General features: G+C 69.3%; 21 protein-coding genes. 12 read left to right on the top strand and 9 right to left on the bottom strand.

Going from position 1 to position 20,486, the window contains the following annotated elements:
* Positions 1 to 53 precede the first annotated feature (53 nt).
* Positions 54 to 887, top strand: coding sequence for an endonuclease domain-containing protein (locus G6N61_RS15480; protein ID WP_163919313.1), 834 nt, complete (start codon positions 54 to 56; stop codon positions 885 to 887).
* Positions 888 to 1,058: 171 nt separating this feature from the next.
* Here G6N61_RS15480 and G6N61_RS15475 read toward each other — a convergent pair whose 3' ends face one another.
* On the bottom strand, positions 1,059 to 2,792 hold the full coding sequence (locus tag G6N61_RS15475; RefSeq protein WP_163919312.1) for a DEAD/DEAH box helicase: 1,734 nt from the start codon (positions 2,790 to 2,792) through the stop codon (positions 1,059 to 1,061).
* A gap of 220 nt (positions 2,793 to 3,012) precedes the next feature.
* On the opposite strand from G6N61_RS15475, the gene G6N61_RS15470 reads away from it, so the two are divergent.
* Positions 3,013 to 5,550 (top strand): excinuclease ABC subunit UvrA, encoded by a 2,538-nt coding sequence (locus G6N61_RS15470; RefSeq protein WP_163919311.1) that lies wholly within the window; start codon positions 3,013 to 3,015, stop codon positions 5,548 to 5,550.
* Here G6N61_RS15470 and G6N61_RS15465 read toward each other — a convergent pair.
* Both G6N61_RS15465 and G6N61_RS15460 read right to left on the bottom strand, forming a co-directional pair.
* Positions 5,532 to 6,032, bottom strand: coding sequence for a cupin domain-containing protein (locus G6N61_RS15465; protein ID WP_163919310.1), 501 nt, complete (start codon positions 6,030 to 6,032; stop codon positions 5,532 to 5,534). The two genes, G6N61_RS15470 and G6N61_RS15465, sit on opposite strands and share 19 nt — an antisense overlap.
* A gap of 18 nt (positions 6,033 to 6,050) precedes the next feature.
* Positions 6,051 to 6,944: an SDR family NAD(P)-dependent oxidoreductase gene (locus G6N61_RS15460; RefSeq protein WP_163919309.1), complete on the bottom strand. Its 894-nt coding sequence runs from the start codon at positions 6,942 to 6,944 to the stop codon at positions 6,051 to 6,053.
* Between the two features lie 95 nt (positions 6,945 to 7,039).
* Here G6N61_RS15460 and G6N61_RS15455 point away from each other — a divergent pair, with 95 nt between their 5' ends.
* From G6N61_RS15455 to G6N61_RS15440, 4 genes are all read left to right on the top strand, one after another.
* The gene (locus tag G6N61_RS15455; RefSeq protein ID WP_235887557.1) at positions 7,040 to 7,600 is read left to right on the top strand and encodes a TetR/AcrR family transcriptional regulator; all 561 of its coding nucleotides are present in this window, start codon (positions 7,040 to 7,042) and stop codon (positions 7,598 to 7,600) included.
* Positions 7,601 to 7,814: 214 nt separating this feature from the next.
* Positions 7,815 to 9,440 carry a chaperonin GroEL gene (gene groL / locus G6N61_RS15450; protein WP_163919308.1) on the top strand — a complete coding sequence of 542 codons (1,626 nt, stop codon included), beginning with the start codon at positions 7,815 to 7,817 and terminating at the stop codon, positions 9,438 to 9,440.
* 96 nt (positions 9,441 to 9,536) lie between these two features.
* Complete coding sequence (locus tag G6N61_RS15445; protein WP_163919307.1) at positions 9,537 to 10,544, top strand: zinc-binding alcohol dehydrogenase family protein; 1,008 nt, start codon at positions 9,537 to 9,539, stop codon at positions 10,542 to 10,544.
* Positions 10,545 to 10,553: 9 nt separating this feature from the next.
* Complete coding sequence (locus G6N61_RS15440; RefSeq protein ID WP_163919306.1) at positions 10,554 to 11,366, top strand: SDR family NAD(P)-dependent oxidoreductase; 813 nt, start codon at positions 10,554 to 10,556, stop codon at positions 11,364 to 11,366.
* Here G6N61_RS15440 and G6N61_RS15435 read toward each other — a convergent pair.
* Both G6N61_RS15435 and G6N61_RS15430 read right to left on the bottom strand, forming a co-directional pair.
* Positions 11,352 to 11,912 carry a carboxymuconolactone decarboxylase family protein gene (locus G6N61_RS15435; RefSeq protein ID WP_163919305.1) on the bottom strand — a complete coding sequence of 187 codons (561 nt, stop codon included), beginning with the start codon at positions 11,910 to 11,912 and terminating at the stop codon, positions 11,352 to 11,354. The genes G6N61_RS15440 and G6N61_RS15435 overlap by 15 nt on opposite strands.
* Complete coding sequence (locus tag G6N61_RS15430; RefSeq protein ID WP_163919304.1) at positions 11,909 to 13,630, bottom strand: N-acyl-D-amino-acid deacylase family protein; 1,722 nt, start codon at positions 13,628 to 13,630, stop codon at positions 11,909 to 11,911. The genes G6N61_RS15435 and G6N61_RS15430 overlap by 4 nt, the downstream gene beginning before the upstream one ends.
* 63 nt (positions 13,631 to 13,693) lie before the next feature.
* On the opposite strand from G6N61_RS15430, the gene G6N61_RS15425 reads away from it, so the two are divergent.
* Positions 13,694 to 14,074, top strand: a complete 381-nt coding sequence (locus G6N61_RS15425) for a VOC family protein (protein ID WP_163919303.1) — start codon at positions 13,694 to 13,696, stop codon at positions 14,072 to 14,074.
* Here the strand turns inward: G6N61_RS15425 and G6N61_RS15420 are convergent.
* Complete coding sequence (locus G6N61_RS15420; protein WP_163919302.1) at positions 14,071 to 14,517, bottom strand: hypothetical protein; 447 nt, start codon at positions 14,515 to 14,517, stop codon at positions 14,071 to 14,073. The genes G6N61_RS15425 and G6N61_RS15420 overlap by 4 nt on opposite strands.
* A gap of 30 nt (positions 14,518 to 14,547) precedes the next feature.
* Between G6N61_RS15420 and G6N61_RS15415 the strand changes: the two genes are divergently transcribed.
* From G6N61_RS15415 to G6N61_RS15395, 5 genes are all read left to right on the top strand, one after another.
* On the top strand, positions 14,548 to 15,090 hold the full coding sequence (locus G6N61_RS15415; RefSeq protein ID WP_163919301.1) for a mycothiol transferase: 543 nt from the start codon (positions 14,548 to 14,550) through the stop codon (positions 15,088 to 15,090).
* Positions 15,091 to 15,678 carry a phosphatase PAP2 family protein gene (locus G6N61_RS15410; protein ID WP_179973633.1) on the top strand — a complete coding sequence of 196 codons (588 nt, stop codon included), beginning with the start codon at positions 15,091 to 15,093 and terminating at the stop codon, positions 15,676 to 15,678.
* A 9-nt stretch (positions 15,679 to 15,687) separates the two neighbouring features.
* Positions 15,688 to 17,217 carry an aldehyde dehydrogenase family protein gene (locus G6N61_RS15405; RefSeq protein ID WP_163919300.1) on the top strand — a complete coding sequence of 510 codons (1,530 nt, stop codon included), beginning with the start codon at positions 15,688 to 15,690 and terminating at the stop codon, positions 17,215 to 17,217.
* A gap of 75 nt (positions 17,218 to 17,292) precedes the next feature.
* On the top strand, positions 17,293 to 18,156 hold the full coding sequence (gene ppk2 / locus G6N61_RS15400) for a polyphosphate kinase 2 (RefSeq protein WP_179973632.1): 864 nt from the start codon (positions 17,293 to 17,295) through the stop codon (positions 18,154 to 18,156).
* A 36-nt stretch (positions 18,157 to 18,192) separates the two neighbouring features.
* On the top strand, positions 18,193 to 19,065 hold the full coding sequence (locus G6N61_RS15395; RefSeq protein ID WP_163919299.1) for a hypothetical protein: 873 nt from the start codon (positions 18,193 to 18,195) through the stop codon (positions 19,063 to 19,065).
* A 6-nt stretch (positions 19,066 to 19,071) separates the two neighbouring features.
* On the opposite strand, the gene G6N61_RS15390 is transcribed toward G6N61_RS15395, so the two are convergent.
* From G6N61_RS15390 to G6N61_RS15380, 3 genes are read right to left on the bottom strand one after another with little or no spacing between them, the layout of a single operon-like run.
* Entirely contained in the window at positions 19,072 to 19,296 is a 225-nt protein-coding gene (locus tag G6N61_RS15390; protein WP_163919298.1) for an anti-sigma factor family protein, read from the bottom strand.
* Positions 19,297 to 19,932: an RNA polymerase sigma factor gene (locus G6N61_RS15385; protein WP_163919297.1), complete on the bottom strand. Its 636-nt coding sequence runs from the start codon at positions 19,930 to 19,932 to the stop codon at positions 19,297 to 19,299.
* A gap of 32 nt (positions 19,933 to 19,964) precedes the next feature.
* Positions 19,965 to 20,447 (bottom strand): YkgB family protein, encoded by a 483-nt coding sequence (locus G6N61_RS15380; protein WP_163919296.1) that lies wholly within the window; start codon positions 20,445 to 20,447, stop codon positions 19,965 to 19,967.
* Positions 20,448 to 20,486 lie beyond the last annotated feature (39 nt).

Raw genomic sequence — 20,486 nt, 5'->3', positions numbered from 1 at the left:
GAGAGCGTGCTCGAGGCCCACGTTCGTCGGCGGTCGAGGCGACCGTTCTCGGCATGCAACCCTTCATCGGCAGCGCCGCGATACGGCGCGGCGAACTCACCCGACGCGGCCTCGCCCGGGAGCACCAGGCGATCTACCGGGGCGTCTATCTCCACCGTGACGTCGAGCTGACGGCACTCATCCGGGCGCGCGCCGCGTGGCTGGCGACGGGCGCCACGCTGGCCGGCGTCTCGGCTGCGGCGGTCCACGGAACCAAGTGGCTCGACGGGTCCGCGCCGGCCGAGATCGTACGTTCCGATCGGCACGCAGCATCCGGGCTCGTCGTCCACTCGTGGACCCTCGGCGTCGACGAACTATGCGTGGTCGGGGGCGTCGACGTCACCACGGCGGCACGGACCGCGTTCGACATCGGACGGACAAAACCTGCGGCGCAGGCCATTCCGATACTCGACGCACTGTTCAACGCCACTGGGTTGAAGCACCGCGAGGTATCGGCGGTGGCCGATGCCCACTCCGGTGTCCGCGGTGTGGCATCGCTGCGCACCGTGCTGCCGAATGTCGACGGCGGGGCAGAGTCGCCGCAGGAGACCAGGCTGCGGCTGCTGCTGGTAGCCGGTGGACTGCCACGTCCCGAGACGCAGATCCGGTTTCCCGAGTTGCACGTCCGCGTCGACATGGGCTGGCGCGAATGGAAGGTGGCCGTCGAATACGACGGTGTGCAGCATTGGATGGACGCGCGTCAGCGGTCGTGGGACATCGAGCGGATCGCGCTGCTGGAGGCAGCGGGCTGGGTGGTGGTGCGAGTCAGCGCCGACATGATGGCGCGGCCCGATCTGATCGTCGCGCGGGTCCGGGAGAAGCTGCGGGCCAGAGGATGCCCGGTGTGAGGCGCGAGTGTGGGGGTTGTGCACGCGAGAACGGCGAAATGCGTGCATAGGGCCCACGCTCGGCGGCGCGGCGGCGAGGGGTTGTGCGCGAGTGTGGGGGTTGTGTACGCGAGAACGGCGAAATACGTGCATAGGGCCCACGCTCGGCGACGGGGGCGCCGAACCCGACGCCTACCCCCGCAGCGTGCGGACCGCTTCGATGCGCGCGGCGATCTGCTCCGAGTTCGCCGCCGCCACAACGGGTCCGCCGCAGATGCGCCGCAGCTCGTTGTGGATCCAGCCGTGCGGCTTGCCGGTGCGGTGGTGTGCGAGCGTCACCAGTGCGTTGAGTTCGCGGCGCAGGTCGCGCAGCTGCCCGTGCGTGGTCGTCGGCGTCGCGACCGCCGTCTGGCCCTCGCCCGCCGCGCTCTCGCCTGCAGCCACACGGCTCCGGCGACCCAGCTGCTCTTCCTGCCTGCGCGACAACAGGTCTCGCATCTGCGTGGCGTCGAGCAGTCCGGGGATGCCGAGGTAGTCGGCCTCCTCCTCGCTGCCGGCCGGGGTGGCCGTGCCGAACGACGAACCGTCGAAGATCACCTGGTCGAGTTCGGCGTCGGCGCCCAGCATCTCGTAGCCGCGATCCATGTCGCTGGCTTCGTCCTTGGTCTTGTTGGCGTCCTCGAGGGCCTCGTCGTCCCACTCGTCGCCCTGGGACTCGCGGTGCGGCTTGCCCAGCACGTGGTTGCGCTGCGCCTCCATCTGGCTGGCCAGCAGCAGCAGGTTGGGCACCGACGGAAGGAAGATGCTCGCCGTCTCGCCTGCGCGACGCGACCGCACGAACCGGCCGATCGCCTGGGCGAAGAACAGCGGCGTCGACGCGCTCGTCGCGTACACCCCGACGGACAGCCGGGGCACGTCGACGCCCTCGGACACCATGCGTACGGCTACGAGCCAGCGACTGGTCCCCGCCGAGAACTGCGAGATGCGGTCCGAGGAGCCCGGGTCGTCGGACAGCACGACGGTCGGCGCCTCGCCGGTGATCTCGGTCAGCAGCTTCGCGTAGGCGCGCGCAGCCGTCTGATCGGAGGCGATGATCATGCCGCCCGCATCCGGCACGTGCTGACGCTTCTGCTGCAACCGCCGGTCGGCCGCCGCAATCACCGCGGGCATCCACTCGCCGACCGGGTTCAGCGCGGTCTTCCAGGCCCGAGCGGTCTGCTCGGCGGTGAGGGGCTCGCCGAGGCGGGCCGCGTGTTCCTCGCCCGCACTATCCCGCCAGCGCGACTCGCCCGAGTAGGCCAGGAACACCACCGGCCGCACGACGCCGTCGGCGAGGGCGTCGGAGTAGCCGTATACGTGGTCGGCCTGGGAGTGCTTGAGGCCGTCGGGGCCCAGTTCGTAGTTGACGAACGGAATGGGGCTGTCGTCGCTGCGGAAGGGCGTACCGGTCAGCGACAGCCGGCGGGTGGCGTCGTCGAACGCCTCGCGGATCGCCTCGCCCCAGCTCTTCGCGTCGCCGCCGTGGTGGATCTCGTCGAAGATCACCAGCGTCTTGCGGTTCTCGGTGCGCACCCGGTGACGCCCCGGATGGCTGGCCACCTGTGCGTAGGTGACGACGACGCCGTGGTACTCGTCGGAGTTCTGCGCCGACGAGTTACTGAACTTCGGGTCGAGCGCCAGACCGATGCGCTGCGCGGCCTGGGCCCACTGGATCTTGAGGTGCTCGGTCGGCACGACGACGGTGACGCGCTCGACGACACCCTCGGACAACAGCTCGCCTGCGATGCGGAGCGCAAACGTCGTCTTGCCCGATCCGGGGGTTGCGACGGCGAGGAAATCGCGGGGAGCAGCCGTCAAGTACTTCACCAACGCCCGACGCTGCCAGCCCCGCAAAGCCTGGGTGCTGGGCGCTGCATAAGCCCGCACCCGAAGACTCCTATCTGGTCGAAGGCCACTCTAGGGCAATGGGTTCCGTCCGCGCATCTCCATACGGCGTGTCTCGAGTGCGAGCGTGTCGGACACTCCGGACGACGGTACATGGTCGCCGCCGGACGCGGCCACGCCACGGCCACCCGGCACGCGACGCAGTGATTTAGAGCAAACGAAGATGGCGCCCGGACCCGCGGTCGAGGCCCACAATGATGGGATGGACCGCCCCGAGAACGACGTCGAGCACGACCCGTACGTGCGGGTGCTCGGCTCCCGCGTACACAACCTACGTGGCGTCGACGTCGCCGCGCCGCGCGACGCGCTGGTCGCGTTCACCGGCATCTCGGGGTCGGGCAAGTCGTCGCTGGCCTTCGGCACCATCTACGCCGAGGCGCAGCGACGCTACTTCGAATCGGTGGCCCCGTACGCCCGGCGACTGCTCCTTCCGGCCGGCGCGCCCAAGGTCGACGACATCACCGGCCTACCGCCCGCCGTGGCGCTGCAGCAGCGCCGCGGCTCGGCCACGTCGCGGTCGACGGTCGGCACGGTCACGACGCTGTCGAACCTGCTGCGGATGCTGTATTCGCGGGCAGGCACGTTCCCCAAGGGCTTCACCGAGCGCCTGGACTCCGACTCGTTCTCCCCGAACACCGCGATCGGCGCGTGCCCGGAATGCCACGGCCTCGGCCGGATCCACCGGGTCACCGAGGAGACGCTGGTGCCCGACCCGTCGCTGACGATCCGCGAGGGCGCCGTGGCCGCGTGGCCCGGCGCCTGGCAGGGCCAGAACCTGCGCGACATCCTGATCACGCTCGGCTACGACATCGACAAGCCGTGGCATCGGCTGCCGAAGAAGGCACGCAACTGGATCCTGTTCACCGACGAGCAGCCCACCGTCGAGATCCATCCCCACCGCCACAACGTCATCGCCGACTACACCTACAACGGCACCTTCTCCAGCGCCGAGCGGCACGTGCGGCACACGCTGGCCAACTCGCAGAGCGCGATGATGCGCCGACGGGTGCTCAAGTACGTCGACAGCATCGACTGCCCGGTGTGCAACGGCTCTGGTCTGCGGCCAGAGGCGCTCGCCGTCACCTTCGCCGGCCGCAACATCGCCCAGCTGGTGACGCTGCCGCTGACCGAACTCGCCGACGTCCTGCGGCCCGCCGCCGAGCGCACCGACTTCGAGGCCGCCTACGAGTCGACGGAGTCGGGCGAAGGCACCGAGGTGGCCACGATGATCGCGGCCGATCTGGTGGCCCGCATCCAGGTGCTGCTCGACCTCGGGCTGGGGTACCTCGCGCTGAATCGACGCACGCCGACGGTGTCGCCGGGGGAGCTGCAGCGGCTGCGGCTCGCGACCCAGCTGCGCGCCGGGCTGTTCGGCGTCCTGTACGTGCTCGACGAGCCGTCGGCGGGGCTGCACCCTGCCGACGCCGAACCGCTGCTCGACGTCCTCGACCGGCTGCGGCGCGCGGGCAACTCGCTGTTCGTGGTCGAACACGACATGGACGTGGTGCGGCGCGCGGACTGGATCGTCGACGTCGGACCTGGCGCCGGCGAACTGGGCGGCGAGGTGCTCTACAGCGGTCCGGTGCCCGGGCTGGCCGACGTGCCTGCCTCGGTGACGCGCGACTACTTGTTCGACCGGGCGGCACCCGAAGCCCGCGCGCCGCGCACGCCGGTGGGTCGATTGCAGTTGCGTGGCATCGACTTTCACAACCTGCGCGACCTCGCCGTCGACATCCCGCTGGGGACGTACACCGCGGTGACGGGTGTGTCCGGTTCGGGGAAGTCGACGCTCGTCTACAAGGTGCTCGGCGACGTCGTCACCCGCGCGCTGGGCGGTGAGACCACCGAGCCGGAGGCCGATGGCGGTGACGGCGATGCGGAGATCGTCGACTTGGACCACGACGCGAGCATCGGGGTGAGCGCCGAGGGCGTCGACCTCATCGGCAGGCTGGTCGCCGTCGATCAGAAGCCGATCGGCCGCACGCCGCGCTCGACCCTGGCCACGTACACCGGGCTCTTCGACGCCGTGCGCAAGGCGTTCGCCGAGACGCCGGCGGCGCGTCGGCGCAAGTGGAGCGCGGGCCGGTTCTCGTTCAACGTGGCCCAGGGGCGGTGCCCGACGTGTCAGGGCGAGGGCTTCGTCTCCGTCGAACTGCTGTTCCTGCCCGGCACCTACGGGGTGTGCCCGACGTGTCACGGCGCCCGGTACAACGAGGACACCCTGAAGATCCGGTATCGCGACCACACGGTCGCCGACGTCCTCGCGATGACCGTCGACGAGGCCACCCCGTTCCTCGCCGACCTGCCCGCCGCCGCGCGCAGCTTGCGCGCCCTCCAGGAGGTCGGCCTGGGCTACCTGCGGTTGGGGCAGCCCGCGACCGAACTCTCCGGCGGCGAGGCGCAGCGGATCAAGCTGGCGACTGAGCTGCAACGGCCCAGGCGCGGGCACACGCTCTACGTGCTCGACGAGCCGACGACCGGACTGCATCCCGCCGACGTCGACCTGCTGGACCGGCAGCTGCACCGGCTCGTCGACGCGGGCAACACCGTCGTCGTCGCCGAACACGACATGCGGGTGGTGGCGGGCACCGACTGGGTGATCGACCTGGGGCCGGGTGCCGGCGACGCCGGTGGCCGGGTGGTCGCCGCGGGGACGCCCGCAGAGGTGGCGCGCGCTACCGGCAGTCGGACGGCGCCGTACCTGGCCGCCCGGATGGGTGCCTACTCCTCGACGAAGTGATTGTCGTTGGCGATGAACCACTCCCGGCGCTCGTCGTCGGTCATGTCGCCGAGCTGGGCGAGGCCCTCGAAGTAGTGCTCCCGCGGCGCGCCGGGGGCGAACAGCATCAGCATCGACGCGGGGTCGTCCGCCTCGTTGCGGAACCCGTGGATGCCCCCGGGCGGCACGTAGAGGAAGTCGTTCTGCTTGGTCGGCGACCACTGCTTGCCGTCGTAGATCGTCACCGACCCGGACAGTACGAAGAACGCCTCGGACATCGTGCGGTGGAAGTGCGGGCCCGGTCCGCCCGCCTTCGGCGCGAGTTCGACGCGGAACAGGCCGTAGTCGCCGTTGGTTGCCTGCTCGTTCGCCAGGTAGTGGTATTCGACCAGCCCGAACGAGTCGTAGTCCGCCGGCGCGTCACCTGGCCGTACCCAGGCGCTGACCTCGGGATCGTCCTTGGTGTACCTGACTGGGGGATATGGCGGCACGATCAGCGACACGCGGTCAGTCTCTCTCGGTCACACCGGAAAGACCACCCCCGTGAGCTGCTCGGAGACCGTCCACAGGCGGCGCTGGACGGCCACGTCGTGCGACCGCCGGCTCGAGGAGACGGCCTCGGGGTAGCCGCGCATCTCGAACGGGCCACCCGGGCCGACGTACTCGCCTCCTGTCACGGCCGGGTCGACAGCGGCGCGCAGCGTGGGCAGCGCGCCCATCTCGGTGCTCTGTTCCAGGCTGCTGAAGGCCAGCTGGAGCACGCTGGGGACGTATCGCGACAGTTCCGAACTCGAGCCGCCGGGGTGGGCGGCCGTGGCCGTGGTCTCGGTGCCTGCGAGCCTGCGTTGCAGCTCGTAGGTGAACAGCAGGTTGGCGAGCTTCGATTGGCCGTACGCGCCGATGCGGCTGTACCGGCGTTCGGACTGGAGGTCGTCGAACCGGATGCGGCCGAGCCGGTGGCCGATGCTGCTGACCGTCACGACCCGCGAGCCGGGCGCGGCGAGCACCCGGTCGAGCAGCCGTCCGGTGAATGCGAAGTGGCCGAGGTGGTTGGTGCCGAACTGCAGCTCGAAGCCGTCCTTCGTCGTGCCCTTCGGCGTCATCATGACGCCAGCGTTGTTGATCAGCAGGTCGATCCGGTCGAGGTCGGCTCGCAGCTGTCCGGCCGCTTCCTCGATCGAGGCGAGGGAGGTGAGGTCGAGTTCCTGAAGCGATACGTCGGCGCCGGGGGTGCGCCGCAGGATGAGGTCGGCGGCGGCCTTGCCCTTGTCGAGGTTGCGCACGGCCAGTACGACGCGGGCGCCACGGGAGGCGAGCGCGGCGGCCGTCTCGTAGCCGAGCCCGGTGTTGGCGCCGGTCACCACGGCGACGCGGCCGGTCTGATCGGGTGCGTTCGCAACGGTCCAGTTGGTCATCGATGCTCCTTGGGTACGATGGATGCGGAACGTCCGCTCCGGTTTCATCGACTATACGGAACGCTCGCTCCGTTTTGTCAACAGAGGAGTGAGAAGTGACCAGCACTACGCGGCCCATGCGCGCCGACGCCGCGCGCAACCGCGCCAAGGTGCTCGAGGTGGCGTACGAGACGTTCGCCGCCGAGGGGCTCGCCGTGCCGATCGACGAGATCGCCCGCCGGGCCGGCGTCGGCCCGGGCACCGTCTACCGGCACTTCCCGACGAAGGAAGTGCTCTTCCAAGCCGTCATCGAAGATCGCGTGCGCAGCATCGTCGAGCGCGCGCACCAGCTGCTCGCGGCGGACCCCGGCACCGCGCTGTTCGAATTCCTGCGCGAGATGGTCCGGACGGCCGCGGCCGACCACGGTATCGCCGACGCCCTGGCCGGCTACGGCGTCGACCTCGATGCGGCGGCGCCCGGCGCCGAGGCTGCGTTCCTCGGCGTGATGGAGGAGATGTTGGCCGCGGCGCAACGGGCTGGCACGGTCCGACCCGACGTCGGAGGCCCAGAAGTGAAGGCCCTCATGACCGTCTGCAAGTCCACCGACCGCTACGGAGACGGCATCGCCGAACGGGTCGCCGAGATCATCGTCGACGGGTTGCGTTCAGCCCGGTGACGACGGCCGTTTCGGGCCATTCGGCGGCGGCAGTAACCTTGCACTCGTCATGGTCGAGTGCTAAGAATGACGTTGGCACTCGCGATCAGTGAGTGCTAGGTCGGGACGGTGAGGCCGGGGCCGCACCTGCGGAGCACACCCAACGCCGTCCGTCGCGGGCACTGATCCCGACCGAAGAGACGTGCAATTCCCAATCCGGAGGAATCACTTCGCAATGGCCAAGACAATTGCGTATGACGAAGAGGCCCGTCGCGGCCTCGAGCGGGGCCTCAACGCCCTCGCCGACGCGGTAAAGGTGACGTTGGGCCCCAAGGGTCGCAACGTCGTCCTGGAGAAGAAGTGGGGCGCTCCCACGATCACCAACGATGGTGTTTCCATCGCCAAGGAGATCGAGCTGGAGGATCCCTACGAGAAGATCGGCGCAGAGCTGGTCAAGGAAGTCGCCAAGAAGACCGATGACGTCGCGGGCGACGGCACCACCACCGCCACCGTGCTCGCTCAGGCACTGGTTCGCGAAGGCCTGCGCAACGTCGCAGCCGGCGCCAACCCGCTCGGCCTGAAGCGCGGCATCGAGAAGGCCGTGCAGAAGGTCACCGAGACCCTGCTGTCCCAGGCCAAGGAGGTGGAGACCAAGGAGCAGATCGCTGCCACCGCGGGCATCTCCGCAGGCGACCAGTCGATCGGCGACCTGATCGCCGAGGCGCTGGACAAGGTCGGCAACGAGGGTGTCATCACCGTCGAGGAGTCGAACACCTTCGGCCTGCAGCTCGAGCTCACCGAGGGCATGCGCTTCGACAAGGGCTACATCTCGGGCTACTTCGTGACCGACGCCGAGCGTCAGGAAGCCGTCCTCGAGGATCCCTACATCCTCCTGGTCAGCTCCAAGGTCTCGACGGTCAAGGACCTGCTTCCGTTGCTGGAGAAGGTCATCCAGTCCGGCAAGCCGCTGCTGATCATCGCCGAGGACGTCGAGGGCGAAGCCCTCTCGACCCTGGTGGTCAACAAGATCCGTGGCACCTTCAAGTCCGTCGCCGTCAAGGCCCCGGGCTTCGGTGACCGCCGCAAGGCCATGCTGCAGGACATCGCGATCCTGTCCGGTGGCCAGGTCATCAGCGAGGAGGTCGGCCTCTCGCTCGAGACCGCCGACGTCGCGCTGCTGGGCCAGGCACGCAAGGTCGTCATCACCAAGGACGAGACCACCATCGTCGAGGGCGCCGGGGATTCCGACGCCATCGCCGGCCGCGTGGCCCAGATCCGTGCCGAGATCGAGAACAGCGACTCCGACTACGACCGCGAAAAGCTGCAGGAGCGCCTGGCCAAGCTGGCAGGCGGCGTTGCAGTGATCAAGGCCGGAGCTGCCACCGAGGTGGAGCTCAAGGAGCGCAAGCACCGCATCGAGGACGCCGTTCGCAACGCGAAGGCAGCCGTCGAAGAGGGCATCGTCGCCGGTGGCGGCGTGGCCCTGCTGCAGTCGGCTCCGTCGCTGGACGAGCTGGAGCTCACCGGTGACGAGGCAACCGGCGCGAACATCGTGCGCGTCGCGCTGTCGGCCCCGCTCAAGCAGATCGCCTTCAACGGTGGCCTGGAGCCGGGCGTCGTCGCAGAGAAAGTCTCGAACCTTCCTGCGGGTCACGGCCTGAACGCCGCGACCGGCGAGTACGAGGACCTGCTGGCCGCCGGCGTTGCCGACCCGGTCAAGGTCACGCGCTCGGCGCTGCAGAACGCAGCGTCCATCGCGGCGCTGTTCCTCACCACCGAGGCCGTCGTCGCCGACAAGCCGGAGAAGGCGTCCGCACCCGCGGGCGACCCGACCGGTGGCATGGGCGGCATGGACTTCTAAGTCCAAGCACTCAACAAGGGGCCCGGTCTGCTTCGGCAGGCCGGGCTTCTTCGTGTTCGGGGAAGAACCCTGCCGTCGGCGAGGTTGTACCGCGACGTGACCACGATGAGAGCCATCGGTTCCTACGCCGGGGGACCGGTGGGCAGCGACCAGACCCTTCGGGACGTCACGGTCGACGTGCCAGAGCTTCGGGAACGCGACGTGCTGGTGCGCGTACTGGCGGTTTCGGTGAACCCCGTCGACGTCAAGCGCCGTTCCTCGCTCGAGCCCTCGCAGGCCCCGACCATCCTCGGCTTCGACGCCGCAGGCATCGTGGAAGCCGTCGGCGTGCAAGTCACGACGCTCGCCGTCGGGGACGAGGTCTGGTACGCCGGCGACATCACCCGGCCCGGCAGCAACGCCGAATTCCAGGCCGTCGACGAACGCATCGTCTCCCGCAAGCCCGCGAGCCTCTCGTTCGCCGAGGCCGCCGCGCTGCCGCTGACCACGATCACGGCGTGGGAATCGCTGTTCGACCGCTTCGGCCTCACCCAGGACTCGACGGGCGACCTGCTGGTGCTCGGCGCCGCGGGTGGTGTCGGGTCGATCATGATCCAGCTCGCCAAGGCATTGACCGGCGTCCGGGTGATCGCGACCGCCAGCCGCGACGAGTCGCGCCGGTGGGCCACCAGCATGGGCGCCGACGCCGTCGTCGATCATCACGACCTGCGCGCCCAGACGCTCGAGGTCGCGCCCGGGGGCGTCGACTACCTCTTCTCACCACATTCCGCGGGCAACGTCGACGACTACGCGGCGATCGTGAAACCGTTCGGGCACATCACCGCGATCGACGAGCCGCCCGGCCTCGACCTCGTCGGACTCAAGGCCAAGAGCATCGCCTGGCACTGGGAGCTGATGTTCACCCGGGCCATGTTCGAGACGCCCGACATGATCGCTCAGCAGCATCTGCTGGCCGCCGCCGCCGCGCTCGTCGACGACGGAACGCTGCGCACCACCGTCACCAAGACCATCGACGACTACTCCTCGGCCGGGCTCGAGGAGGCCCACCGGGACGTCGAATCAGGCCGCATGACCGGCAAAGTCGTCGTCACCCGCACCAGATAGGTTTCCCACATGTCACTTCCCAAGCCCTCCCCGACCAGCACTGCCGTCGTCACCGGCGCCTCGTCCGGCATCGGGGCCGACCTGGCCCGCGAACTCGCATCCCGTGGATACGGAGTCACACTCGTCGCCCGCCGGGAGGACCGGCTCCGCGACCTCGCGGCCGAACTCGGCAGCACGGTCCGCGTCGAGGTAATCGCCTGCGACGTAGCCGATCCCGCAGCGCGGGCAAGCCTGTTCGACGAGGTCGAACGGCGCGGGCTGACCGTGGACGTCCTGGTGAACAACGCGGGCATCGGCACCATCGGCGCGGTGGTCGACGCCAACGTCGACGACGAGATCGCCCAGGTACGCGTCAACGTCGAGGCCGTCATCGACCTCACCACGCGCGCGGTCGGACAGATGGTGGCACGCGGCCGCGGCGCGATCCTCAACGTGGGTTCGACGGCGGGCTTCCAGCCGTTCCCCGGCCAGGCCGGCTACGCGGCCACCAAGGCATTCGTCCGCAGCTACAGCGACGGCCTGCGCGCCGAACTCGCAGGCACAGGCGTGACGGTCGCGACGCTGCACCCTGGCCCGGTGCGCACCGAATTCCTCCAGGCGGCGGGCATGGACGAGAAGACCTTCGCCGACGCGTTCCCAAAGTTCATGTGGATGCCGTCACGCGCGGTCGCGAAGGTTGGCATCGACGCGCTCGAGCACGACCGGGGCAGCGTGATCCCCGGGCTGGCAAGCCAAGTCAGCACCCGTCTGTTCGGGCTGCTGCCCCAGCGGGTCCTGATGCCGCTGCTCGTCAAGCAGCATCCCGCGCTACGGAGCAACTGAACCGGGCCACGCCCGCATCCAGCCCTCCACGGGTAGGTCGAGGGCATTGCACAGCGTGCAGATCGTGCGATACCAGCCGACGGCGATGAGCAGCTCCATGCGCTGCTCGTCGTCGAGGCTGTCGCCCAACGCATTCCACGTCGCGTCGGACCACGACCCGGTGCGCTCGAGTTCGTCGACGGCGGCGATCAGCACGCGCTCGGCGTCACTCCAGGGCGCGTCGGCGTCGGTGACCAGTGCGTCGCACTCGTCCTCGGAGACCCCTGCGATCGGACCCCAGAACGCGGCTTGCCCACCCCACTCGTAGGCGCACCCGACGAGCCCGCAGATGCGCAGGATCGCGATCGTCCGCACCCGCGGCGGCAGCAGCGTGTCGACGTACAGTGCCTCGCCGAGCTTGCGTAACTTGGCGGCGAGCCGGGGATGGCGCTGAACGCACCGCACCAGGAGCAGCGGTTCATACGTGCGGTCGGGGTGCCCCCAGGCCTCGATGCCCTCGGCGTCCGCGTCGCTCCACGGCGGGGCCAGCGGCGCGACCCGCGTCATACGGGCCCGGCCTGGCGCCCGCGCACCAGCTTTCCCGGCCGGGCATCGGTCGGCACGCCGCGCTCGGCGATGACCTCACCGGCGACGATCGTCACCACGTATCCGTCGGCCGTCTGATCGAGGCGACGGCCCCCGGCAGGCAGGTCGTGGGCGACGACCGGCCGATGCAGCGCCAGCGCCGCGTGATCGATGACGTTGACGTCGGCCTTGTAACCGACGGCCAGCCGCCCCCGGTCGCCCAGCCCCGCCACCCGCGCCGGCGCCGACGTCAACTCGCGGACCGCCTCGGCCACCGACAACCGGCCCGAGGCACGGTCGCGCACCCAGTGCGTGAGCATGTACGTGGGAAAGCTTGCGTCGCAGATCATCCCGTAGTGAGCGCCGCCGTCGCCGAGGCCGAGCACCACGTCGTCGCGGCGGATCAGCTCGGCCACCGTGTCCAGCGACCCGTCGCGAAAGTTGGCGAGCGTGACCAGCAGCATCGCGTGTCCGTCGTCGTCGAGTAGGCGGTCATAGGCCTCCTCCAGGGCGGTGACGCCACGCGCACGGGCCCGGGCGGTGATGCTGTCGGACGCGGCGGGCTCGTAGTTCGGCGGATCGCCCAGCGGGAAGATCCAGTCGAAGGCCTGCACCGCGAACATCAGCGGGTGTCCGCCCGGCGCCGGCGAGTCGTTCAGGATGCGTTCGCGCACTTCGGGTTTGCGCATCTCGGCGACACGCTCCGCGAGCGGCAGGTGCGCGATCTCCTGGTAGGCGGGGTACATCACGAACGGGTTGCCCGACAGTTCGAGGCCGATCACCAGGCCGATCGGCCGGGGGAAGATCTGCGCGCTGACGTCCCCGCCGTTGGCGTTCGCCTTCTCCACCATCGTCAACGCGCCGAGGAAGAACGGGTCGCCCGCGTTGCCGATCGCCAAGGTGAACGTGACCGGCAGGCCGACGTCCTCGGCCACGTCGAACACCGTCTTCAGCGCGGGCTCGTAGTCACCCGCGACGATGTCCGGCACGAACTGGATCAACCCGCCGCCACCGTCGTCGATGCCGCGGGCGATCGCCTCGAACTCGGCGTACGCCGCACCGTAACTCGGTATGGGCTGGCCACTTTCGCTCTTGTGCAGCGTCAACTGGGACGAGGCGAATCCCAGCGCGCCCACCCGCACGGCCTCCTCGGCGAGCTTGCGCATCAACTCGAGGTCCTCGGCGGTCGCCGGCTCGCGCTCGACGCCGCGCCGGCCCATCACGTACACCCGCAGCGGCGAGTGCGGCAGGAACGCGGCCACGTCGATGTCGCGGGCACGGCCGTCGAGCGCGTCGAGGAACTCGGGGAACGTCTCCCACGTCCACGGCAGCCCGTCGACCATCACCACGCCGGGGATGTCCTCGACGCCTGCCATGACGTCGACCAGCGTCTCGTGGTCCTCCGGGCGGCACGGTGCGAAGCCGACGCCGCAGTTGCCCATCACCGCGGTCGTCACGCCGTGGGCCGACGACGGCGTCATGCGGTCCGACCAGATCGCCTGGCCGTCGTAGTGGGTGTGCAGGTCGACGAAGCCCGGTGTGACGAGCAGGCCGGTGGCGTCGATCTCGCGCGCGGCGTGCCTGTCGACGGTGCCGATGGCGGTGATGACGCCGTCGGCGATCGCCACGTCGCCGACGTACGGCGCACCGCCGAGGCCGTCGACGATGGTGCCGTTGCGGATGATCAAGTCAGGGGCCATGACCTGAATGTACGACGCCCGAAACCTCAGGACCACGAAGTCGAAGGATGCGAGGATGGGCATGTGATCGACCACTTCGGAATCCTCAGTGCGGACTTCGGCAAGGCCAAGGAGTTCTACGACTCGGTGCTGCGGGTGCTCGACTTCGAGCGGCAGATGGACGTCGGCCCCGCCGTCGGGTACGGCACGGCGGGCAAGCCCGACTTCTGGGTCGAGGACGCGGGCGACCGGCCGGTGGGCGCGCCCCTGCACTTCGCGTTCTCCGCGCCCAGCCCCGAGAGCGTGCAGGCGTTCTATCACGCCGCGCTCGCACTCGGCGCCGAGCCGCTGCACGAGCCGCGGATCTTCGACGAGTACCACCCCAACTACTACGGCGCGTTCGTGCGGGACCCCGACGGGAACAACGTCGAAGCGGTGTTTCACGGGGGTGGCCCGAAGGGCTAGCTCGCCGGGGTCTTTCGGCGCCTGCCGCGGATCAGCAGTGCCAGCAGCGCGATCCACGCCGCTGCGGCGACGACGACCGCCGCCGTGACGATCGCCTGTCCCGCATCGAGCATGCCGGGCCCGAACCAGTGGCTCAGCACGGATTCGGTGTGGCCGTCGTCGTCGAAGTCGGCGATCGCCGCGCCGAACACGACCATCGCCACCCAGATGGCGACCTGCGCGAAGGCCTGCCGGGTCGTGAACCGTCGCCCGGGTTGGCGGAAGGCCAGGAACGTCGTGATGCCGAGCAGGATCAGCAAGACCGGGACCGCGGTGAACAGCAGGATGAGGAACATCCAGCCCCACGGCACGCCGAATGCCGCACGTCCCAGCCACACCCACGCGATCAGGAGCAGGTTGAGCGGGATGGTCAGCAGCAGGACCGACCTGCCGAAGGATTCCATCATCAGAACCTAGGCGTAACTTTGGCGGACATGGCGACCTCATCCAGCGCGTCGGACGCCCCCTCGGATTCCGGGGCGGTCCGCGAACTCCTCCGCGACTCGTTCACCCGGTTGATCGAGCATGCCGACGACCTCACCGACGGGCTGACCGACGAGGTCGCGCTCTACCGACCGACGCCGGAGGCGAACACCATCGCGTGGCTGCTGTGGCACAGCGCGCGAGTTCAGGACGCGCAGCTGTGTGACATCGCAGGCGTCGAGCAGGTGTGGCTGCGCGAGGGCTGGGTGGACCGGTTCGGCCTCGACCTTCCCCGCGACGCGCACGGATACGGCCACACTCCCGCGGAGGTCGGCAAGGTCAAGGCCCCGGCCAGCCTGCTTTCCGGGTACTACCACGCCGTGCACCGCGTGACGCTGGAGTTCGTCGCGAGCGTGACCCCCGAGGAACTCGCACGGGTCATCGACGAGCAGTGGGACCCGCCCGTCACCGCAAGCGCGCGGCTGGTCAGCATCATCGACGACTGCGCGCAGCATCTCGGCCAGGCGGCCTACGTGCGAGGCATCGCGACCTGAATGAGCGGACCCGCGATCCGCTGGTGGCCCGTGGTCGGGCTCTCGGCGGTGTTCCTGCTTGGCCTGGTGGTCGGGAAGCGCTCGACGCCACTCGACGACTGGTTCTCCACCACCGGTGAGCTGCACCCCGATCTGGGGTACCTGCTGTTCTTCACCGACCCGCCCGTCATCGCGGCGCTGTTGGCCGTCGCACTGCTCACCGCGCTGTGGCGCAGGCGGTGGCGGCTCGCCGTCGCGGTGGTGGCCACGCCCGCCGTCGCGCTGGTGCTCATGCGGGTACTCAAGCGCGTGTTCGGGCGGACCAAGGGCGACGACCCGGAGACGCTGGCCTACCCGAGCGGGCACGTGACGGTGACCGTGGCCGTGCTCGGCATGGTGGTCATCGTGGTCGGCGCGCGGCTGTGGGCGGTGGTCGCGGCGTCGGTGGCGGCGGTGCTCGCCGCGGCAGGTCAATCCTTCACCTACCACTACTTCACCGACACGATCGGCGCTCTGCTGCTCGCCACGTCGGTCGTGTGCGTGGCCGCGATGGCCGTCGGACTTGACAGGTGTCAACCCGGGTGCGACGTGCGTCACAGCACTGGCTAGCATGGAGGCATGACAGCAACGCCTGAAGTCGACGCCGGAGCGAATTCGAAGGACGTCGCCACCATCCTCAACCCCGCCACCGGCGAGGTCGCGGGCACGGTCCGCTGGACCGACCCCGCCGACGTCGCCCGCATCGCCACCGGTCTGCGGCAGGCGCAGCGCGAATGGGAGGCCCGCGGCGCCGCGGGCCGAGCCAAGGTGCTCGCCCGCTACGCAGTCTGGCTCGGCGACCACCGCGAGGAGATCGAGTCGCTGCTGATCGAGGAGACCGGCAAGTCCGCCACCGACGCCGCGCAGGAGGTGCCGCTGCTGCTGATGATCCTGTCGTACTACGTCAGGACCATGGAGAAGGCGCTGGCCCCGGACAGCCGTCCTGCCGCGCTGCCGTTCCTGTCGATCAAGAAGATCACCGTGCACTACCGGCCCCGCGCGCTGGTCGGCATCATCGCGCCGTGGAACTACCCGGTCGCCAATGCGCTCATGGACGCGATCGGCGCACTGGCCGCGGGCTGTTCGGTGCTGCTCAAGCCGTCCGAGCGCACGCCGCTGACCGCCGAGGTATTGATGCGCGGCTGGATCGACTCCGGCGCACCCGAGGTGCTCGCACTCGCACAGGGCGCGCGTGAGGTGTCCGAGGCCGTCATCGACAGCTCCGACTTCATCCAGTTCACCGGCTCCAGCGCGACCGGCGCCAAGGTGATGGAGCGCGCTGCCCGCCGGTTGACCCCCGTCAGCCTCGAACTCGGCGGCAAGGACCCCATGCTCGTGCTCGACGACGCCGACGTCGAACTGGCCGCCCACGCCGCGGTGTGGGGCGCATTCTTCAACGCCGGCCAGACCTGCGTGTCGGTCGAGCGGGTGTACGTCATGGAGCAGGTCTACGAGCAGTTCGTCGACGCCGTGGTGCGCGACGTGCGCAAGCTGAAGATGGGCGCCGGCGAGGGCAACGCCTTCGGCGCGCTGATCGACGAGAGCCAGGTCGCCGTCACCGAGAAGCACGTCGCCGATGCGCTGGCCAAGGGCGCCAAAGTGCTGACCGGCGGCAAGCGCCCGTCGGGCCCGGGCACCTTCTACGAGCCCACCGTGCTCGTCGACGTCGACCACTCGATGGCCTGCATGACCGACGAGACCTTTGGACCGACGCTGCCGATCATGAAGGTGTCGAGCGTGGCCGAGGCCGTGCGCCTGGCCAACGACAGCCAGTACGGGCTGAGTGCCGCGGTGTTCTCCCGCAACCTCGAGCGCGCCAACGACGTTGCACTGCAACTGGATTGCGGTGGCGTCAACGTCAACGACGTCATCTCCAACCTGATGTGCACCACCGCGCCGATGGGCGGCTGGAAGACCTCGGGCATCGGCGCCCGGTTCGGCGGACCCGAGGGGCTGCGCAAGTACTGCCGCATCGAGACGGTGGTCGCACCGCGCACCAACGTCGGCGCCGGCGGCAACTACTACAACAACTCGCCGAAGGCGCTCAAGCGGATGAACACGATGATGACCAAGCTGGCGCTCATCCGGCCCAAGCGAATCGCGAAGTAGCGTGCGGGGATTCGACACACCTGCCGTTCACCTCGGCGTCACCGCGGCTTTGGCGGCGGTCGATACGTTCGGGCGGTGAGCTTGGACATCGACATCGACCGCTACACCGTCCGCGACGACGACGACGACGATCCGCAACTGCTGCTCGTCCCGGGTGGCGAGGTCGTCGACACCTGGCGCGAGAACTACCCGTACGACGAGCGCATGCGGCGCGAGGACTACGAGGAGCAGAAGCGGCTGCTGCAGATCGAACTGCTCAAGCTGCAGAAGTGGAGCCAGTCGCACGGGCACCGGCACGTCATCGTGTTCGAGGGCCGCGACGCCGCGGGCAAGGGCGGCACCATCAAGCGGTTCATGGAGCACCTCAACCCGCGCGGCGCCCGCGTCGTCGCGCTGGAGAAGCCCACTGAGCGCGAGACCACGCAGTGGTACTTCCAGCGCTACGTCAAGCACCTGCCCGCCGCAGGCGAACTCGTGCTGTTCGACCGATCCTGGTACAACCGCGCGGGGGTCGAACGGGTGATGGGGTACTGCACGCCCAAGCAGCACGCCGAGTTCATCCGGCAGGCACCGCTGTTCGAACAGATGCTGGTCAACGACGGCATCAGCCTCACGAAACTGTGGTTCTCCGTTACCCAGGCCGAGCAGCGCACCCGGTTCACGATCCGTCAGGTCGACCCCGTTCGGCAGTGGAAGCTCTCGCCCACCGACCTGGCCTCGCTGGACAAGTGGGACGACTACACGACGGCCAAGGAAGACATGTTCGCCTGGACGGACACCGAGATCGCGCCGTGGACCGTGGTGAAGAGCAACGACAAGAAGCGCGCCCGGATCAACGCCATGCGCTACGTCCTCGGTAAGTTCGACTACGGCAACAAGGACCACGACGTGGTCGGCCACGCCGATCCGCTCATCGTGGGGCGTGCACTGGCCGACTGACCGGCCCGCGTCCCCGACCGACAGGAGGACGCGTCCGTGCGCTTCGTCGCGACACTCCTGGCGTGGCTGGTGACAACGGTGGCCCTGGCCATCGCGGTTGCCTCGGGCTGGGCTCAACACACGATCGTCGACCGGGACGGATACGCCGACTTCGCGGCGTCGGCCGCGCGGGATCCGCAGTTGCAGCAGGCGATGGCGTCGCTGCTGACCACCGAGATCGTGTCGTTCGCCGCCGACGAGGGCTATGGCGACCTCAACCCCGTCCTGGTCAGCAGCGTCACCACGCTGTACACGCAGAACGCGGGATTCCCCGGCCAGTTCGCCCAAGCCAATCGCATCGCCCATGGCTTCCTGTTCACCGACACCGTGCAGCGCGACCAGCAGTCCGGTGACCGCTGGCTCGTCGACATCGCACCGATGTTGACCGACCCCTCCCTGCGGGAATCGTTGGGCAACCTCAACCTCGAGGTTCCCGAGACGCTCAACGTCCCCGTCACCGTGCCCGAGTCCTCGGGACTGCGGCCGGGCCAGTTGCGGCCGTTGGCGACGTGGGGTCCGTTCGTCAGCATCGGAGCGGCGGTGCTGACGGCGGTGTTCGCGCTGCTGACGCTGGCGTCGGCCCGGTCACGCGGCAAGGCGATCGGCGCGCTCGGCGTCTCAGCACTCGTCGTCGGAGCGGCGGGGTGGGCTGGGATCGAGGTGGGCCGGACGTACGTCGACGACGCGCTCGCCAAGACCCAGGGCGACGTCCGCGCGCTCGCCGAGACGATGTTCGGCCACGCCGTCGACAGCCTGCACCAGTGGCTCAACCTCACGCTCGCCGCGGGCGCCGCGCTCGTGCTGCTAGGCGTGTTCGTCGCGATGTTCGGCGGCATGCGCAAGCGGACGGTGAGCGAGCCGGTCCGGTAGGGGCCTTCAGTCCCGATCCCGGAACGCGGTCATCAGCCGGTCGCGGAAGGCGGGGTTCAGGTCCGCGTCGTCGACCTTACCCAGCGTGGCGACCGTGGTCCGGAACTGCTGCAGGTAGTTGTCGCAGCCGTCGCATTCGAGCACGTGCGTGTCGAACCGCGACCGGGTCTCGACGTCGAGTGATCCGTCGAGATAGGCCGTGACGAGTTCGACGAATTGGTTGCAGTCCATTCAGCTCACGTCCCTCAGATAGTCTTCGAGGCCCTGCCGGACCGCCGCGCGACCGCGATGCAGGAGTACCCGTTGGTTGGCGACGCTGACGTCGAGCAGCTCGCGGACTTCGGCCGAGTCCATGCCGAGCATGTCGCGCATCGTGACGACGACGCGTTGGCGCTCCGGCAGCTTGTCCAGTTCGCGGCGGGCCACCGCGACCAGCTCGTCGCCGAGCACCGAGCCCTCCGGCGTCTCCGGGAACGGCGTGGGGGCGGCGTCGTCGCGCCAGTGGCCCTGCCATTCCTCGCCGGCCGCCCGGAACCGGGCGGGGTCGACGGTGCCGTCGGTGAACGCCTTGACGGCGAGGTCCGAGTCGCGTTGATCCCGGATGCCGCGCGCCTTGGCGACGTTGATCAGGACGGTGAACAGCCAGGTGCGCAGCGAGGAGCGGCCCTCGAACCCGTCGATGCCCTTGAGCAGCGCGATCCACGTCTCCTGCACGACGTCCTCGGCCACGTCGTGGCTGCGCACGTAACCGCGGGCGACGCGCAACATCGCGGGCGTGTGCAGATCCACCAGACACGCGAAGGCAGCCTCGTCGCCGTTGCGCAGCAAGGCGATGAGGGCTGCTTCGTCGTCACCCGATCGGGGCATGGCCGGCTGATCGTATCCGGATCGATCGCCGCTCAGGCCCGTCTCAGCGCATCCACCAGCGTCCACGCCGCGATTCCGATCAGCGCGACGTCCTTGATCAGGAACTGCCCCGTCGAGGACAGCACCGGGAAGCCACCGGCCGAGGCCTCGAAGACGCCGGGGGTCGTGAACAGGAAGCTCAGCGTCGCCACGAACAAGCCGACGGCGATGGCGCTGCCCAGCGCTGACACCCGTGGCCACCACGGCGCCACCGCGATCAGGGCGGCGGTCGCGAGTTCCAGCACGCCCAGCAGCGACGAGAACGCCGTCACCGAGAACACGTCGTAGACCCAGCTCATCAGCGGGGAGTTCGCCACCAGCGGTTCGATTCCACGCGCCTCGTACTCGGTGAACTTCAGCAGTCCGATCCACGCGATGACGACGACGAGGCCGTACCGGGCCAGGCCTGCGCCGAGTCGCGCTACCGGAGAGTTCGGCTCGATACCGGTGGTGATGTGTTCGCGGACGGTGGTCATGGCTGCTCCTCGTGCTCGTTGGTCTCTGCCTACGAACGG

The sequence above is a fragment of the Mycolicibacterium arabiense genome (assembly GCF_010731815.2).
Lineage (GTDB): Bacteria > Actinomycetota > Actinomycetes > Mycobacteriales > Mycobacteriaceae > Mycobacterium > Mycobacterium arabiense.
Note: the sequence above shows the minus strand (reverse complement) of the source record. Positions and strands in the feature narration are given on the sequence as shown.

Bases quoted from the DNA above. Each gene is read 5' to 3' on its own strand.
- groL (WP_163919308.1), top strand. From the start codon at position 7,815: ATGGCCAAGACAATTGCGTATGACGAAGAGGCCCGTCGCGGCCTCGAG.
- G6N61_RS15420 (WP_163919302.1), bottom strand. From the start codon at position 14,517: ATGGAATCCTTCGGCAGGTCGGTCCTGCTGCTGACCATCCCGCTCAAC.
- G6N61_RS15480 (WP_163919313.1), top strand. From the start codon at position 54: ATGCAACCCTTCATCGGCAGCGCCGCGATACGGCGCGGCGAACTCACC.
- G6N61_RS15385 (WP_163919297.1), bottom strand. From the start codon at position 19,932: ATGCCCCGATCGGGTGACGACGAAGCAGCCCTCATCGCCTTGCTGCGC.
- G6N61_RS15430 (WP_163919304.1), bottom strand. From the start codon at position 13,630: ATGGCCCCTGACTTGATCATCCGCAACGGCACCATCGTCGACGGCCTC.
- G6N61_RS15380 (WP_163919296.1), bottom strand. From the start codon at position 20,447: ATGACCACCGTCCGCGAACACATCACCACCGGTATCGAGCCGAACTCT.
- G6N61_RS15470 (WP_163919311.1), top strand. From the start codon at position 3,013: ATGGACCGCCCCGAGAACGACGTCGAGCACGACCCGTACGTGCGGGTG.
- G6N61_RS15435 (WP_163919305.1), bottom strand. From the start codon at position 11,912: ATGACGCGGGTCGCGCCGCTGGCCCCGCCGTGGAGCGACGCGGACGCC.
- G6N61_RS15440 (WP_163919306.1), top strand. From the start codon at position 10,554: ATGTCACTTCCCAAGCCCTCCCCGACCAGCACTGCCGTCGTCACCGGC.
- G6N61_RS15405 (WP_163919300.1), top strand. From the start codon at position 15,688: ATGACAGCAACGCCTGAAGTCGACGCCGGAGCGAATTCGAAGGACGTC.
- G6N61_RS15415 (WP_163919301.1), top strand. From the start codon at position 14,548: ATGGCGACCTCATCCAGCGCGTCGGACGCCCCCTCGGATTCCGGGGCG.
- G6N61_RS15410 (WP_179973633.1), top strand. From the start codon at position 15,091: ATGAGCGGACCCGCGATCCGCTGGTGGCCCGTGGTCGGGCTCTCGGCG.
- G6N61_RS15390 (WP_163919298.1), bottom strand. From the start codon at position 19,296: ATGGACTGCAACCAATTCGTCGAACTCGTCACGGCCTATCTCGACGGA.
- G6N61_RS15460 (WP_163919309.1), bottom strand. From the start codon at position 6,944: ATGACCAACTGGACCGTTGCGAACGCACCCGATCAGACCGGCCGCGTC.